Source organism: Rhodanobacter sp. B05, from assembly GCF_002001085.1.
Taxonomy (GTDB): domain Bacteria; phylum Pseudomonadota; class Gammaproteobacteria; order Xanthomonadales; family Rhodanobacteraceae; genus Rhodanobacter.
In genome coordinates this window covers 424,781-440,369 of sequence record NZ_MUNU01000019.1, presented here as the reverse complement: position 1 = coordinate 440,369, position 15,589 = coordinate 424,781, and the positions used below count along the sequence as shown (strand labels likewise).

At 66.9% G+C, this 15,589-nt stretch carries 17 protein-coding genes; 6 read left to right on the top strand and 11 right to left on the bottom strand.

Features of this window, described 5'->3' with window-relative positions; all coding sequences use genetic code 11:
• Positions 1-6 precede the first annotated feature (6 nt).
• Positions 7-1,533, top strand: a complete 1,527-nt coding sequence (locus B0E47_RS15640; RefSeq protein WP_077515183.1) for an FMN-binding glutamate synthase family protein — start codon at positions 7-9, stop codon at positions 1,531-1,533.
• Between the two features lie 36 nt (positions 1,534-1,569).
• On the opposite strand, the gene B0E47_RS15635 is transcribed toward B0E47_RS15640, so the two are convergent.
• The 7 genes from B0E47_RS15635 to B0E47_RS15610 all read right to left on the bottom strand — a co-directional run bounded on the left by B0E47_RS15635 (position 1,570) and on the right by B0E47_RS15610 (position 6,550).
• Entirely contained in the window at positions 1,570-2,277 is a 708-nt protein-coding gene (locus B0E47_RS15635; RefSeq protein ID WP_077515182.1) for an arginyltransferase, read from the bottom strand.
• A 44-nt stretch (positions 2,278-2,321) separates the two neighbouring features.
• Positions 2,322-2,714 (bottom strand): hypothetical protein, encoded by a 393-nt coding sequence (locus B0E47_RS15630; protein ID WP_077515181.1) that lies wholly within the window; start codon positions 2,712-2,714, stop codon positions 2,322-2,324.
• 50 nt (positions 2,715-2,764) lie between these two features.
• Positions 2,765-3,661, bottom strand: a complete 897-nt coding sequence (tesB, locus tag B0E47_RS15625; RefSeq protein WP_077515180.1) for an acyl-CoA thioesterase II — start codon at positions 3,659-3,661, stop codon at positions 2,765-2,767.
• Positions 3,662-3,717: 56 nt separating this feature from the next.
• Positions 3,718-4,773 (bottom strand): saccharopine dehydrogenase NADP-binding domain-containing protein, encoded by a 1,056-nt coding sequence (locus tag B0E47_RS15620; protein ID WP_077515179.1) that lies wholly within the window; start codon positions 4,771-4,773, stop codon positions 3,718-3,720.
• A gap of 136 nt (positions 4,774-4,909) precedes the next feature.
• The gene (locus B0E47_RS17080; protein WP_168171087.1) at positions 4,910-5,047 is read right to left on the bottom strand and encodes a hypothetical protein; all 138 of its coding nucleotides are present in this window, start codon (positions 5,045-5,047) and stop codon (positions 4,910-4,912) included.
• An 83-nt stretch (positions 5,048-5,130) separates the two neighbouring features.
• On the bottom strand, positions 5,131-5,967 hold the full coding sequence (locus B0E47_RS15615) for an AraC family transcriptional regulator (protein WP_077515178.1): 837 nt from the start codon (positions 5,965-5,967) through the stop codon (positions 5,131-5,133).
• A 28-nt stretch (positions 5,968-5,995) separates the two neighbouring features.
• Positions 5,996-6,550, bottom strand: a complete 555-nt coding sequence (locus B0E47_RS15610) for an N-acetylmuramoyl-L-alanine amidase (protein ID WP_077515177.1) — start codon at positions 6,548-6,550, stop codon at positions 5,996-5,998.
• Between the two features lie 221 nt (positions 6,551-6,771).
• Between B0E47_RS15610 and B0E47_RS15605 the strand changes: the two genes are divergently transcribed.
• The 5 genes from B0E47_RS15605 to egtD all read left to right on the top strand — a co-directional run bounded on the left by B0E47_RS15605 (position 6,772) and on the right by egtD (position 12,470).
• Positions 6,772-7,299, top strand: a complete 528-nt coding sequence (locus B0E47_RS15605; RefSeq protein WP_077515176.1) for an alpha/beta fold hydrolase — start codon at positions 6,772-6,774, stop codon at positions 7,297-7,299.
• Positions 7,296-9,482 (top strand): bifunctional 23S rRNA (guanine(2069)-N(7))-methyltransferase RlmK/23S rRNA (guanine(2445)-N(2))-methyltransferase RlmL, encoded by a 2,187-nt coding sequence (gene rlmKL / locus B0E47_RS15600; protein WP_077515175.1) that lies wholly within the window; start codon positions 7,296-7,298, stop codon positions 9,480-9,482. Before B0E47_RS15605 ends, rlmKL begins: the two co-directional genes overlap by 4 nt.
• Before the next feature lie 62 nt (positions 9,483-9,544).
• Positions 9,545-9,976: a hypothetical protein gene (locus tag B0E47_RS15595; RefSeq protein ID WP_077515174.1), complete on the top strand. Its 432-nt coding sequence runs from the start codon at positions 9,545-9,547 to the stop codon at positions 9,974-9,976.
• Between the two features lie 254 nt (positions 9,977-10,230).
• Positions 10,231-11,481 carry an ergothioneine biosynthesis protein EgtB gene (gene egtB, locus B0E47_RS15590; RefSeq protein WP_077515173.1) on the top strand — a complete coding sequence of 417 codons (1,251 nt, stop codon included), beginning with the start codon at positions 10,231-10,233 and terminating at the stop codon, positions 11,479-11,481.
• Positions 11,478-12,470, top strand: a complete 993-nt coding sequence (gene egtD / locus B0E47_RS15585; RefSeq protein ID WP_077515172.1) for an L-histidine N(alpha)-methyltransferase — start codon at positions 11,478-11,480, stop codon at positions 12,468-12,470. Before egtB ends, egtD begins: the two co-directional genes overlap by 4 nt.
• A gap of 16 nt (positions 12,471-12,486) precedes the next feature.
• Here the strand turns inward: egtD and B0E47_RS17075 are convergent, their stop codons facing one another.
• The 4 genes from B0E47_RS17075 to B0E47_RS15570 all read right to left on the bottom strand — a co-directional run bounded on the left by B0E47_RS17075 (position 12,487) and on the right by B0E47_RS15570 (position 15,579).
• The gene (locus B0E47_RS17075) at positions 12,487-12,651 is read right to left on the bottom strand and encodes a hypothetical protein (protein ID WP_168171086.1); all 165 of its coding nucleotides are present in this window, start codon (positions 12,649-12,651) and stop codon (positions 12,487-12,489) included.
• Between the two features lie 93 nt (positions 12,652-12,744).
• Positions 12,745-14,250 (bottom strand): peptidase S10, encoded by a 1,506-nt coding sequence (locus B0E47_RS15580; protein ID WP_077515171.1) that lies wholly within the window; start codon positions 14,248-14,250, stop codon positions 12,745-12,747.
• A gap of 91 nt (positions 14,251-14,341) precedes the next feature.
• Complete coding sequence (locus B0E47_RS15575) at positions 14,342-14,959, bottom strand: NADPH-dependent FMN reductase (protein ID WP_077515170.1); 618 nt, start codon at positions 14,957-14,959, stop codon at positions 14,342-14,344.
• Complete coding sequence (locus B0E47_RS15570; RefSeq protein WP_077515169.1) at positions 14,956-15,579, bottom strand: LysE family transporter; 624 nt, start codon at positions 15,577-15,579, stop codon at positions 14,956-14,958. Before B0E47_RS15570 ends, B0E47_RS15575 begins: the two co-directional genes overlap by 4 nt.
• Positions 15,580-15,589 lie beyond the last annotated feature (10 nt).

The following is a 15,589-nucleotide window of genomic DNA, read 5'->3' as shown; positions in this document are numbered from 1 at the left end:
GGCAGCATGGAATCGACGGGTTTTTCGCACTGGCTGGTGGTACTCGTGGAAACCTGCGCGTTGCTGGCGCTGCTGCTGCTGGCGGTGGCGGTACTGGTGGTGCTGGTGACCTGGGTGGTCGACCGCAACCAGACGGCCAACGCGGTGCTGCGCAATTTCCCGGTGATCGGCCACTTCCGCTACTGGTTCCTGCACCTGGGTGAATTCTTCCGCCAGTACCTGTATTCCAGCGACCGCGAGGAACTGCCGTTCAACCGCGCGCAGCGCGTCTGGGTCTACCGCGCCGCGAAGAACGCGGAGAACACCAATGCGTTCGGCTCCACCCGCGACCTGCGCAAGGAAGGCGTGCCGTTCTTCGTCAACGCGCCGTTTCCCGCCCTGGGCGACCATCATGTAGAACCGAAGCCGGTGCGGATCGGTCCGTATGCGCGCGAGCCCTACGATCACGCCGCGTTCTTCAATATCTCGGCGATGAGTTTCGGCGCGCTGTCGGCACCGGCCGTGCGCGCGCTGTCGATCGGCGCGGCCAAGGCCGGCATCTGGATGGATACCGGCGAGGGCGGGCTGGCGCCCTACCACCTGGAGGGCGGCTGCGACATCGTGTTCGAGATCGGCACCGCCAAGTACGGCGTGCGTACCCCCGATGGCAAGCTGGACGACGGCAAGCTGCTGGCGATCTGCGCGCACAAGCAGGTGAAGATGGTCAGCATCAAGCTTGGCCAGGGCGCCAAGCCGGGCATGGGCGGCCTGCTGCCGGGCGCCAAGGTCACCGAGGAAATCGCCGCGATCCGCGGCATCCCGGTCGGCGAGGATTCGCAGAGCCCGAACCGTCACCTGGACATCGCCAACGTGACGCAGTTGATGGATGCGATCGCGCATATCCGCGATCTCACCGGCAAGCCGACCGGCTTCAAGGCGGTGTTCGGCGGCATGGACTGGATCGAGCAGCTGTGCGACGAGGTCGATCGGCGCGGCATCGAGAGCGCGCCCGATTTCATCATCGTCGACGGCTCCGAAGGCGGTACCGGTGCCGCGCCGCAAACCCTGATGGAGGGCGTCGGCCTGCCGTTGCACGAGGCGTTGCCGGAGTTGATCAATACGCTGATCCGGCGCGGAGTGCGCCAGCGCATCAAGGTGATCTGCTCGGGCAAGTGCATCACCGCGTATGACGTGGCGCGGGTGCTTTCGGTCGGTGCGGACTTCGTCAACTCGGCGCGTGGTTTCATGCTGTCGCTGGGCTGCATCCAGTCGCTGCAGTGCAACCGCAACACCTGCCCGACCGGCATCACCACACAGAATCCGAAGCTGCAACGTGGCCTGGTCGTCACCGACAAGAGCGAGAAGGTGTACCACTACGCGACCAACGTGATGCACGAGGTCGGCATCATCGCGCACAGCTGCGGCGTCGACGATCCGCGCCTGCTCGACCGCAGCCATTGCCGCGTGGTCGGCGACGACGGCATCTCGATGCCGCTGGAGAAGCTGTTTCCGTATCCGGCCGCGGCGCAGTCTCCGGCCGGACCCAGGGCGTAAGCGGGCACGAGCACAGGTTGGAAGGCAACCATCGCCTTAGGGCATCGCCTTCCAGCCGTCCGCCGTGCGGATCTGCAGCGGCCGGAAGCGCCGCTTGTAGTCCATCTTCGGATGGCCATCGATCCAGAAGCCGAGATACAGCCAGGGTACGCGGCGACGGCGGGCCAGTTCGATCTGCTGCAGGATCGCGAACGTGCCCAGGCTGCGCGCGGTCTGCGCGGGGTCGTAGAACGTGTAGACCGCGGAAATGCCGTTCTGGCACATGTCCGTCACCGCCACCGCGAGCAGTTGCTGATCCAGCCGCAGCTCCAGGAACAGGGTGGGGCTCCATGCTGCGGTGAGGAAGCGGCGGAAGTCGCTGGCGTCGGCATCGTCCATGCCGCCGCCGGGATGCCTGTTCTGCAGGTAACGCTCGTAGAGCGCATGGCGTTCACGGTTGTAGCCGGGTACGTGTTCGCTGATCTTGAGGTCGGCGTTGCGTTTCAGGCAGCGTTTCTGGGCGCGGTCTGGCTGGAAGTTCTCCACGTCGATGCGGCACGGCGTGCACGCATGGCATTGCGGACAATGCGGGAAATACAGGTGGCCGCCGGCGCGACGAAAGCCGCGCTCCAGCGCCGGGCCGTACAACTGGTCCAGTTGCGGGGCGGCCGGATCGAGCACCAGGTTCTGCGCGGTGCGCTCGGGGTAGTAGCCGCAGGCGTGCGGCAGGGTCTGGAACAGGCGTACGGGCTCGGAGCGGCGCATGGACCGATTCTATGCTGCCGTGCCACCACCGTTCCAGCGCAGTCTCAGAATACGTGCAGGTAGCGCAGCATCTGCACCGTGAACACCACCAGTACCATCAGCAGCAGAATTCTGCGTATGCGGGTGGCCACCCGGGTGCGGCGGTCGAGCGGCGAGGGGTCGCGTGCGGCGGCGAGCTCCTCGCCGTGGCGGATCACCGGTTCGATGCCCAGTTCGAGCAGCAGCTTGCGCGCCTGGCTGTAGTCGTCGGCGTGGGTGATCCAGACCTGCGCCCAGCCGCTGCGGTCTTCCCGTTGCTGCGAATAGCTGAAACGCTGCCAGCTCCGGCGGTTGTAATTGGAACGATTGGCCACGCTGGCCTCGATCCCGTGTTCGGCCATCAGGGCGACCACGGTATCGATGTTTTCCTGGCGGGGCGAGGTGTAGATCTGGCGCATGCGTGCAGTTTACGCGAACGGTCTTGAACAGGCTTCAATCGAGCCGATGTTCATGGGGCAGGCGCTGGTGACTCCGCGGCGGACCCGTTGCGTACGCGGATCAGTCCTTCCTGCGCGGTGGAGGCGACCAGCCGGCCGTCGCGGCTGAAGATCTGCCCGCGCGCCAGCCCGCGCCCGCCCTGGGCGGTGGGGCTGTCGAACGAATACAGCAGCCACTCGTCCACCCGGAACGGGCGATGGAACCACAGCGCATGGTCGAGGCTGGCCATCTGCACGTTGCGCGTCATGTAGGAAATGCCATGCGGCAGGGTGGCCGTGCCGATCAGGTGGAAATCCGACGCATAGGCAAGCAGCGCGCGATGGAGAATCGCCGAATCGCCGATCGGGGCGGTAAGCCGGAACCAGATGTGCTGGATCGGCGGCCGCTTGACCGGGTGCATTTCGTCGCGCGGCCATACCTGGCGGAACTCGAACGGTCCGTCGATGCCCAGCCAGCGCTGCAGTTTCACCGGCAGCCGCGCCAGCTCGTCCGGCGGCAGGTGGCGCATCGGTTCCAGGTCGTCCGGCGCGGGCACTTCCGGGATCGAGGTCTGGTGTTCGACACCGTGCTCCGGCTGCTGGAACGAGATCGACCCGTTCAGTATCGGCTGCCCGTGCTGGATCGCCACCACCCGGCGCGAGGAAAACGAGCCGCCGTCGCGGGTGCGCTCCACGCTGTAGACGATCGGCGCCTCGATATCCCCCGCGCGCAGGAAGTACGCGTGCAACGAGTGCGCCTCGCGGTCAGAGTCCACGGTCTGCTGCGCCGCCGCCAGCGCCTGCCCCAGCACCTGGCCGCCGAACACGAAGCGGGTGCCGATGTCGCGACTCTGGCCGCGGAACAGGTTGTCCTCCAGCCGTTCCAGTTGCAGCAGCTCGACAAGTTCGGCGACGTGGTCTTCGCTCATGGTGTGTCCTTGCAGGGGTTCACCAGTATAGCGGTGGCGATTGCCCGAATCCGCACTCAGCGGGCGGTGGTCGATGCGACGTCGACGGGAACGGCGGCTTCGAACGTGAGCGTGATCACCTCGCTCGCGAGGGCGCCCAGGAAGTCGCGGGCATCGAACGCCTGGCCCGCGGCGAGCGCTCCGTCACCGCGGGCGCGGCCGTCGAGGATGCGTTGCAATGCCTCGACCAGCAATGGCGCGGTGACGGCGTAGATGTCGCGTCCGCCGGCAATGGCGCGGCAGGCACGATGGCCGCGGCGCACGCTTACGTCGACGATGAAGCGTTGCGCGGAGCGGCCGCTTTCGTCGGCGGCGACCGGCGCTGGCGTGGCCGGATCGCGCAAGTCGCGCAACGGGGCCAGGTTCATCCATGAATGCAGCTCGCGGCAGGCGATGTGGTGCGGCACCACGACCGCTTCGGACAACGGCAACAGCACGGTCTCCAGCGGTCCGAACGGTGCCGGGAAATCGGTCTCGCGCACAGGCGCGGGGTCGGGCACGATGCAGGTGCGGCCGTGCTCGATGTAGGTGCGCGGGTAGTGGTTGCGCTCGCCGGTGAGGCGGGTGCCGCGGGTGGGGTGCCAGCCGTCGAGCGCCACGGCGATGTCCACCGTGTCCGCATCGCTGGCGCCGTCGAGTGCGGCGCTGACCATCAGGTCGGCGAGGCCGCCGTAGAACGCCATCGCCGGCAGCACGGTCACGCCGGCGGCTTTCGCTTCGGCGTCGCGTGCGAAGGTGTCGACCACCGCGCGCTGCTCGGCCGCCACGTCGAGGTAGTGGATGCGTGCGCGCAGCGCCGCATCCAGCACCGGTGCGGCGGTGTCGAGAAACGGGCCGGCGCAGTGCAGGACGGCGGCGGTGCCGGCGAAGGCGGCATCCAGTGCGGCGGGATCATCGGTGGCGGCCGTGCGCACCTCGATACCTGTGGCCGCGGCCAGTTCATGCAGCCGGGTCGCATCGCGGCCGCAGGCGACCGGCACGAAGCCGCGGCGGCGCAGTTCGGCCAGCACGAAGCGGCCGGTATGGCCGTAGGCGCCGTATACCGCGATGCGACGGGAAGAGTGTGTCGTCATGCTTTGTCTCCTTGTGCGATCCACTGTCTGCGCGTTGCCGCGGCAATCGCGCCGGGGACGCTTCGATGCATGAGGAAGTGACGCCGGTGCATGCCCGGCGTCACTTCTTCTGCGGCGAGTGATGATGCTTCGCAGATCACGACTTCGCTTCTGCATCGCGCAGCTTCTGTGCGCACTCCTCGCAACAGACCTCGACGGTGCGCCCGCCGATGGTGACCTTGATGGCGTTGCCGTCGAGCGGATAGTCGCAGGCGGCGCAGGTGTTCTCGTTCATGGTGTGTTTCCGGTAGGGCCCGGGATCGGGCAGGCACAGGAGACCACCGGACGCTGCCGGTGACTGTCAGGATCTTTAGCGATTCACGGCGACCGGACCAGCGCGGCCTGACGGAATGCCGTGGGTGTGCGGCCGTAAGCCTGGCGGAATGCAGCGCTGAAATGGCTGTGGCTGGAGAAGCCCAGATCCAACGCCAGCGCCGCGACGTCCTCGCAGTCGGCGATCCGGTCCAGCGCGCAGGCCAGGCGCAGGCGCAGGTGGTAGCGGTACAGCGGCATGCCCTCGACCTGCTGGAAGGCCTGGGTGAGGTAGACCGGTGAGCCGCCGACTTCCGCCGCGATGTCTGCCAGTGCCCAGCGCCGGGTGAGGTCGCTGGCGAGCAGGAGCTTGGCCCGGTCCACCAGCCGCTGCCGCGCACGGCTCGCGCCGGGCGCGTGGGTGGTGCGCGGGCCGAGGCTGCGGCAGGCCAGGGTCAGCGCCAGGCTCTCCGCTTCCAGTGGCTCGATCGTGCTGCCGTGCAGGCTGTGGCGCAGCAGCGCCACCAGCACCTGGGCGCGCTCGTCGATGCGCAGTGCCTGGTGGCGAAACAGCGGTTGCTCGCGCCGCTGCAGCAGCGCGGTCGGCGCCAATTCGCGCAGCAGCGGCTGCGAGATCGACAACGACAGACAGGCGTCGCCACCGCTAGCCGGGTGACTGACCTGGTAGCCCTCGCCGGCGTTGAAGAACAGCACGTGGTTCGCATCGGCCACCGATTGCGTGCTGCCGACGTGGCGCAGGAACAGCCCGCGGTAGGGAAACACCAGCTGGGTGGCGGCCGCACATTCCTCGGCACTGCGATGGCGGCAGGCGCCGCGGCAACGCACGTCGTGCGCCGCGACGGTGGTCGATTGCAGCAACGGCTGGGCGTCGAACTCCGGCATGGCGACGACTCGAATGAGGCGATGCAGTCTAGCGCAGGCGCTGCAGGCCGCAGGCCTCGACGATGGCAGGCCAGGGGAACAGCGGGCCGGGGTCGAGCTTGCGGCGGATCTGCAGCGCGGGGTCGTCGCTGGCCGGCATCAGTGCGGTGTCCAGGTCCTCGTGGCCGGCGATCTGGCGCAGGTTCGGGAATGCCACGCGCAACTGCGCCAGCAGGACGCTCAGCGCGGCGATCTGCGCATCGGTGTATGGCTCGTCCATTTGCTGGTGGCGCGAATCCCACCAGTGCGGATAGCGGCCCAGGTTGACCAGCTCGATGCCGATCGAGTTCGGGTTGTGTCCGCGCACGTGGTTCGCCACGCGGGTGCCGGGTACATAGCGGTACACCGCGCCATCGCGGTCGACGTAGTAATGGCCGCTGTTGCCGGCGCCACTGGCGTGCAGCACTTTCTCGCCGTACTCGCGTGCCATGGCCAGGTCGGGCAGCTCGGTGCAGTGGATCACCACCAGCTCGACCGCCTCGGCCGGACGCTCGGGCAGGATGTCGACATAAGGCAGCGGCTGCTCGTGGATGCTCGGGCTCATGCGCGGCAGTTTCGCATGGTTAGAGCCTGTTCAATATCTCCAAGTGCCCCGCGCGGCTTGACCTGACGGCCAGTCAGGCGCTGCGCCACGCACTACCACCTGGCGGCCACTCGATGGCAACGCGGGGTACTTGGAGATATTGAACAGGCTCTCAAGCTCGCGCGGAAACGTCGCCTGTTACCATGCGCACCTTGCTTCCAGCAGTTTCACGGAGACGCGCCATGCGCGGCCAGATCATCCTTTCGCATGGCTCGGACTCCAGTCCGGATGCCACCAAGGTCAGCGCGCTGGCTGCCCTGGCCGAATCGCTGGGCTGGCGTACGCAGCGGCCGGACTACGGCAGCGACGACGCGCGCGGTCACGCCGGTTCGGTGGCGCCGCGGATCGCCCGACTGCGCGCCACCATCGAGGCGCTGGATGCACCGCCGCTACTGGTCGGCTCCAGCATGGGGGCGTTCGTTTCCGGGCTGGTCTCGCTGGACGTGCCGGTGGCCGGCCTGTTGCTGCTGGCCACGCCCAGTGCGATTCCCGGCTATGCGCGGGCGTTCGATCTGCGCCCCGATGTGCCGACCATCCTGATCCACGGTTGGCGCGACGAGGTGTGCCCGCTGGCCGGCGTGCGCGTGTTCGCCGCGAAGCGCCGGTTGCCGCTGCTGCTGGTGGATGACGATCACCGGCTGGGTTCCAGCATGGGCATGATCACGGCGCAGTTCCGGTACATGCTCGATCAGCTGGCGACCACCGCATGAATCACTACTTCGCCACCTGCCCGAAAGGCATGGAATACCTGCTGCGCGACGAACTGGTCGCGCTCGGCGCCAGCGACGTGCGTGAGGCGCTGGCCGGTGCGCATTTTTCCGGCACGCTGGAAACCGCGTACAAGGCCTGTTTGTGGTCGCGTCTGGCCAGCCGCATCCTGCTGCCGCTGGCCGAGTTCGACGCGGCTGATGACGATGCGCTGTATCGCGGTGTACAGGATATCGACTGGAGCCGGCACCTGGCCGCGCACGCCACGTTCGCGGTGGATGCGGGCACCGCGCTGAGCAAGCTCACGCACAGCCAGTTCATCGGCCTCCGCACGAAAGACGCGGTGGTCGACCAGTTTCGCCAGCGCGACGGTTCGCGTCCCGGCATCGACACCGACGAGCCGGACATCCGCATCAACGTCCGCGTGCGTCGCGACCGCGCCACGCTGTCGCTGGACCTGGCCGGTTCGCCGCTGCACCGGCGCGGCTGGCGCGAAGAGCAGGGCGAGGCACCGCTGAAGGAAAACCTCGCCGCCGCGATGCTGCTGCGCGCGCGCTGGCCCGAGGTCTACGCCGGCGGCGGCGCGCTGCTCGATCCGATGTGCGGCTCGGGCACGCTGCTGATCGAAGGCGCCTTGATGGCAGCCGACGTGGCGCCCGGCCTGCGCCGCGAATATTTCGGTTTCCTCGGTTGGCAGCAGCACGACATCGCGCTGTGGCGCGGCCTGCTGGACGAGGCGAACCAGCGCGCCGAAACCGGCCTGCGTGCTCTGCGCAGCGTGTTCTTCGGCAGCGACGCCGATCCGCGCATGGTGCAGACGGCCAAACGCAATGCGCAGGCCGCCGGCGTGGCCGGCTTCTTCACCCTGGACAGGCAGGACGTGACCCATGCCGCGCCGCCGCCGGGCGTCGACTACGGCCTGGTGATCACCAATCCGCCGTACGGCGAACGCCTCGGCGACCGCGCCGAGATGCCGAAGCTGTATCGCGCCGTGGGTGACACCTTGCGCGCGCGCTTCAGCGGTTGGCGTGCCGCGGTGCTGGCCGGCGATGTGGATCTTGGCCGCGCGATGCAACTGCACGCGGACAAGCGCTACGCGCTGTACAACGGCGCGCTGGAAACCTTGCTGCTGACCTTCGACCTGAAACAGCGCGACGAGAAACCGCGCGAGCTGAAGCCGTTGTCGGCCGGCGCGCAGATGCTGAAGAACCGGCTGGAAAAGAACGTCAAGCACCTGCGCAAGCGGCTGACCCGCGAGGGCATCCACTGCTGGCGCGCCTACGACCAGGATCTGCCCGAATACGCCGCCGCGATCGACGTCTACGGCGATACGCATGGCGACGACCACCTGCATATCCAGGAATACCGCGCGCCGGCCGACGTGCCTGCCGAAGTGGCCCGTCTGCGCCTGCGCGAGATCGCCCGCGTCGCCGGCGAAGTGCTCGGCGTGCCGCGCGAACGCATCGCGATCAAGACCCGCGAGCGCGGCAAGGGCGGTTCGAAGTACGGCCAACTCGATCAGCGCAACGAGTTCATCGAAGTGGAAGAGGGCGGCCTGAAATTCCTGGTCAACCTCACCGACTATCTCGACACCGGCCTGTTCCTCGATCACCGGCTGGTGCGCGCGAAAGTGCGCGAGCTGGCCGACGGCAAGTGCTTCCTCAACCTGTTTGCCTACACCGCCACCGCCAGCGTGCACGCGGCGGCCGGTGGCGCGCTGGAAACCACCAGCGTGGACCTGTCGGCCACCTATCTGGAATGGGCTTCGCGCAATCTCGCGCTGAACGGTTTCACCGGCGCCGCCCACCGGCTGATGCAGTTCGACGCGCTGGACTTCCTGCAGCGCGATCGCGGCCACTACGGTTTGATCTTCGTCGACCCGCCGACCTTCTCGAACTCCAAGCGCGCCGAGGACTTCGACGTGCAGCGCGACCACGTGAAACTGCTGGAGGCATGCAACGAACGGCTGACCCGCGACGGCGTGATCGTGTTCTCGAACAATTTTCGCCGCTTCAAGCTGGATCGCGAGGCGCTGGAACAGCACTTCGAGATCGAGGACTGGACCACGCCCAGCATCCCGTTCGACTTCGCCCGGCGGGCCGACATCCACGGTTGCTGGCTGTTGCGCCGGCGCCGGCCAGACGCCGCCATCAACCCGTGGGACAGTGCGCGGATCAAAAAGTGAACCCTTCAGTGCACATTAAGTCTGATCGGCCGATCATCGGCATCGTTCAACGGAGAACGATCATGAGCAAACAGGGTTGGCGTGGTGCGGGCAAGTTGGCCGCGATCAGCTTGGCGGTCGCGGCGGCGGTGGCGATGCCGTTGAGCGCCTCGGCGCGCGGCTGGGGTGGCCATGGCTACCATGGCGGTTATCACGGGTATCACGGTGGCTACTATGGCCACGGTGGTCACTGGAGCGGTGGTCGCTGGATTGCCGGCGCCATTGTCACCGGCGCCGTGGTCGGGCTGGTGGCCGATGCGCTGCGTCCGGCGCCGGTCTATTACGGCCCGCCGCCGGTGGTCTACGGCCCGCCCGTGGTGTATGGCGCGCCGGGTGTCGTCTATCAGGATGGCCCGCCGGTCGTGCAGCGGCGGGTTGTGGAAACCCGGACCGTGATCTACGACGACCCCAACCAGACCCGTTACATCCGCGACGACGGCTACGACGGAAACTGATCGCACGCCTCGGACGGCATCACGACGAGCCCGGCCTTGGCCGGGCTCGTTCGTTTGTGTACCCGGGTTGGCGGTCATGTTCCGCGTGACCGGCATCGCTTTTATCGGGGTTGCGATTGCCATGCGAATGACATCGGCCGATCACAAGATGTGAACGACTCGCACGGCATGCTTGCCGGCATGTTTCATCGAATCCGACACCCTCAACTCGCCTTCCTCGCGAGTGCCTTCTCCACTCCCGCGGCCAGGCCCGCATGACGGTTGCGCGATCCACCCTGCTGGCCGACGTGGGCGGACGGTTCCGCCGGATCCGTCGACTGACGATGGAGCTGTGCGCCGACCTCAGCGCCGAGGATCTGTTGCTGCAGTCCATGCCCGACGCCAGTCCCGGCAAATGGCATCTGGCGCACACGACCTGGTTCTTCGAGCAGTTCGTGCTTGGTCGTGACCCAGCCTACCGACCACGCGACCCGGCCTGGAATTACCTGTTCAATTCGTATTACCAGTCGGTCGGTCCCATGCACGCCCGGCCACGACGCGGGATGTTGTCGCGACCATCGCTGGAAGAGGTGCACGGCTACCGGCACGCCATCGATGAGGCGGTGAGCCTGCTGCTTGAGCGTGAAGACGATGCGGAGCTGGCCGCCCTGGTCGAACTGGGCCTGCAGCACGAACAGCAGCATCAGGAACTGTTGCTGACCGACATCAAGCACGCATTCTGGTGCAACCCGTTGCAGCCGGCTTATCGTGCGCCGCTTGCCTTGTCGGCCGAGCCCGAGGTCGTGCCGTTGCGCTTTTTCGAAGGCCGCGAGGGCATCGTGGAAATCGGCCATCGCGGCGAGGGTTTCGCGTTCGACAACGAGACCCCGCGCCATCGCGTGCTGCTGCATCCGCACGCCTTGGCAAACCGCCTGGTGACCAATGCGGAATACCTGGCCTTCGTGCGTGAAGGCGGCTATCGCGAGCCCGGCCTGTGGCTGTCCGATGGTTGGGCCACCGTGCAGCGCGAGGGTTGGCAGCACCCGATTTACTGGCAGGACGACCTGGCCAGCGAATTCACCCTCGCCGGCGTGCGCACGCTCGATCCGCACGAACCGGCATGCCATCTCAGCTATTACGAGGCCGAGGCGTTTGCCCGCTGGGCCGGCGCGCGGTTGCCTACCGAGGCCGAGTGGGAATCGGCAGCGCATGGTGGGGCCGTTGAAGGCAACTTGCAGGATGCGGGGCGCTATCAGCCGCGCCCCGCCAGCGCTGGCGACGGTCTGCTGCAGATGTACGGCGACGTGTGGGAATGGACTTCCTCGCCCTACGTGAGTTATCCGGGTTTCCGCCCGTTGCCCGGCGCGCTGGGTGAATACAACGGCAAGTTCATGAGCGGCCAGCAGGTGTTGCGTGGCGGTTCCTGCGCCACCCCGCGCGACCATTTGCGCGCCAGTTACCGCAACTTTTTTCCGCCTCATGCCCGCTGGCAATTCGCCGGGCTGCGACTGGGACAGGATCGATGAGCAGCGTACAACCTTGCACTGTCGGCGACGACGATGATCGTCGACCGCCATTGGACGAAATTCTGGCGGTGGCCCGTCGCGGGCTCGCGCTGAAACCCAAGCGGTTGCCCTCCTGGCTGTTCTACGACGAGCGCGGTTCGGCGCTGTTCGAGGAGATCTGCGAGCAGCCGGAGTATTACCTGACGCGTTGCGAGATCGCCTTGATGAACGAGCATGCCGGCAGCATCGCCGACAGTCTTGGCAGCGAGGTGCGCCTGGTTGAATACGGCAGCGGCAGCGGGGTGAAAACGCGCATCCTGTTGCGACATCTGCACCAGCCGGTCAGTTATGTGCCGGTGGAAATCTCGCCCGAGCCGTTGCGCCGGAGTGTGCAGCAATTGGCGGAAGAATTTCCCGGGTTGCCGTTGCAGCCGCTGTGCGCGGATTTCAGCAAGCCGTTTCGCCTGCCGATTCCGCCCCGGGCGCCGCGACGCACGGTAGTGTATTTCCCCGGTTCCACCATCGGCAATTTCGAGGCGCACGATTCGGTGGAGCTGCTGCGCAAGATGCGCAACGAAATGGGCGATGCGGGCGGCATCCTGATCGGCGTGGACCTGAAGAAGGAGCCGGCGCTGATCGAAGCCGCCTATAACGACGCCGCCGGTGTCACGGCGAAATTCACGCTCAACATGCTGGCACGGCTCAACCGGGAGATCGGCAGCGATTTCGAGCTCGCTGCATTCGCCCATCGCGCGCACTACAACCCGATGGCCGGGCGCATCGAGACGCACCTCGTCAGCCGTTGCGAGCAGCAGGTGAAAATCGGGCGCAACAAGGTCGGCTTCCGCCCCGGCGAGGCGATCCAGGTCGAGTACAGCTGCAAGTATTCGCTGGCGGAATTCGCTGCGCTGGCGGAGAAGGCCGGGCTGGCGGTGCTGCGGGTATGGACCGACCCGCAGCGCATGTTCAGCGTGCAGTACCTGGAGCGCGCCACCGCGCTGGCGCACTGACTCATCGCACGGTGCGTCAGCCGCCTTCTTCGTGCCAGATCGAAACGGCGGCGGTGGATGGTTCCATGCTGCCGCCGCTGCTCGACTGCCCGATGTCGATGACCTCGATCGCCGGGTGCGCGGCGAGCCAGTCGTTGACCTCCGGTTCGATGTCCCGCGAAAAATTGGCCGGGCTGCCCATCCAGGACTGCTTCCTGAAAAGCCCCGGATTTGATGCGGTTCATCTCCCTGATTCCGGCGAGATGCCGGTGCGGCACCCCGCATGCCGCGAAGTTTATTTCGCGTCGTACAGTGCCCGCACATCGCTGGTCAGTGCGGCCTGGCTGTCCGCGCGCGCGTAGAACATGTGGCCACCGGGATATTCCTTGACCTGCACGCGGGTGGGGTCACCCATCGCCGGCATCTGGTCGACGATCAGCACCGAGCCCATGAACGGGCAGGACAGGTCGTTCCAGCCGTGCGCGATCAGCACACGCAGGCCGGGGTCGTTCGCCACCGATTCGCGCAACTGCGATACCGAGCCCTTGTTGGCGTCGTCGTCCTCGTGCCACAGCTTGTTCACCTCGTAGCTGAGCGCGTTGTAGCGGGCATCGACTTTCCAGCCCACGGTCTGGGTGACGAAGTTGACCATCGCGCTGGTGGTCGGCGCGATGATGCCGTTGAGGATCGGATCGCCGGTGCGCTGGTGCGGCGCATACGGGAACGGGTCCCATGCGGTGACGTTGGAATCGTAGCGGCTGCCCAGCTTGCCTTCGGCGCGGAACACTTCGCGCAGGTAGGCCTGGGTTTCCAGCCGGCCGCCGGAGCGTTTCACGAACAGCGGATCGAGCCCGGTCAGTTCGGTGACCTTCTTCACCACGCGATCGGTGGCCTGCGGGTCGGAGCGGCCGCGCATGAGGTCGCTGGCATACTCGCCGCGGGTGTATTCGATGATTGGTGCCATCGCTTCCGGCGTGAGCTTGTGCTCGCGCTCCAGGTGCGAGGCGGCGATCGAGGGCAGGGTCAGCATCCACGGCAGCGGCGACACGTTCTCGTCGTCCGATGCAGCCGGGTCGAGGTACGGCGACAGCAGCACCATGCCCTTCATCGCCACGCCGAGTTGCGTCTGCAGGTAGTCGGTGATGCGCGGGCCGCGGAAGCCGCCGTAGCTTTCGCCGACCAGGTATTTCGGCGAGGTCATGCGGCCGTTCTTGATCAGCCAGTCGTAGACGATGCGCGAGAGGTACTTGATGTCGTTGTCGGTGCTGTAGAACAGCGTGGTCGCCTTCTTGTCGTCGACCAGGGCGCGGCTGAAGCCGGTGCCGATCGGATCGATGAAGACCAGGTCGGTGAAGCCCAGCCAGGTGCCGGGATTGTCGTGCAGCGTCGCCGGGTCGGACGGCTTGTCGCCCTCGACCCCGAAGTTCACCTTCTTCGGCCCGATCGCGCCGAGGTTCAGGTACACCGACGACGCGCCCGGGCCGCCGTTGAACGCGAATGTCACCGGACGATCCTTGCCGGGCATGGTGTACGCGGTGAACACCACCTCGCCGGTGACGTTGCCCTTCTCGTCGCGCACCGGCAGCGAGCCCACGGTGACGGTGTACTTGAGCGTCCTGCCGTCGACGGCTGTGGACTGCGTGACATGCGCGTCGGCCGGGAACGGGGTCAGGTGGAAGCCATCGCTGTTGGCCGCCGGTGGCGTCGCCGCGGGCTTGTGCGCATCGGCGGCGAGTGCCGTGGTGTTGAGACCGACGGCCACCAGGGCAGTCAGCAGGGCGGTTTGCAGGGACTTGTACACGGATCGGTTCCTTGCGGGACGGGGAAGCCTGCAAGCCTAACCGTCCGCGCCGCGGCGGGAGTGTGCATAAAGGCATGGGTGGCGGTGTCGATCAGGCCGGGGCCCGCAGCGTGGATTCCAGGTCGACGATCGGCGGGGCCATGCGTTGCAGCCATTGCTCGAATGCCAGCATGAAGTTCTGCAGCGACCGGATGACGGCAGGATCGACCAGCGTACCGTCGTCGTCAAAGCGCATGGCCGCGTTGGCAACGAACAGGCCTGGTGCCGGCATCACCAGTGCGCCGCAGGTGTGCAGCACCTGCCGCAGCGATGCCTGTGCCAGCCGGGTGCCCCACGGACCGCTGCTGATGCCGAGCACGGCCACCGGTTTTCCCGACAGCACTTCGCCCACGAGGCTCTCGCGTGACAGCCAGTCCAGTGCGTTCTTCAGGACGCCGGGGATCGCCTGGTTGTATTCGGGCGTGGCGATGATCAGCCCGTCGGCGGCAACGATCGCCTCACGCAGAGCCAGCACTCCGGTCGGGGCAGATGATTCCAGGTCTTCGTTGAACAGCGGCACCGCGGACAGTCCGTCATGGACGTCCAGGCGCAGTGATGCCGGGGCCTGTGCAGCGGCCGCACGCAACAGGCGGCGATTGTACGAATCGCGGCGCAGGCTGCCGGCCAGGCACAGCACGCGACGGACCGGATTTTCATGGAAGAGCGTCACAGGGGTATCTCCAGGGTGAGAGGAAATCGTGAGTCGGGCAGCAGCAGGAAAGCACAGCCGACCAGAAGCGCACCCATCAGCATGTCGATGCCGCGACGGGCCCGTGGCCGCGCCAGCCAGCGCGACAGCCATGCGCCAAGCCATGCCCACAGCAGCAGGCACACGCCGGGAATCAGCACGAACAGCCCGGCCAGGGACAGGTAGCCGCGCAGACCGGGGACGGGAAAGGCGGCCAGTACGGTCAGGACCATCACCCAGCTCTTGGGGTTGAGGAACTGGAAGCCGATCAGGCCCGGCACGCCGTCCGGCAACATCGAATGGCCCGTACCGGCACGCGGTGCGATGCCGCTCGCAAACAGCAGCAAGCCAAGCCAGGCCAGGTACAACGAGCCGATCGCCGCGAGCCACCACCGCAGCGACGGATGCGTCGCGAACGCCACGCCCGCGCCCAGCGCCGCCACGCCTAGCAGCAACAGGCCGCCAAGCACGATGCCGACGATCGCCGGCAGCGTCGCGCGCATGCCGGCACGCTCCGCGGTACGTAACACCACCAGATTGTTCGGGCCGGGCGTGATCGCGGCCACAAAGAGCAGGCCGCCGATGGCGAGTAATTGATGCACGTGGTGGGCT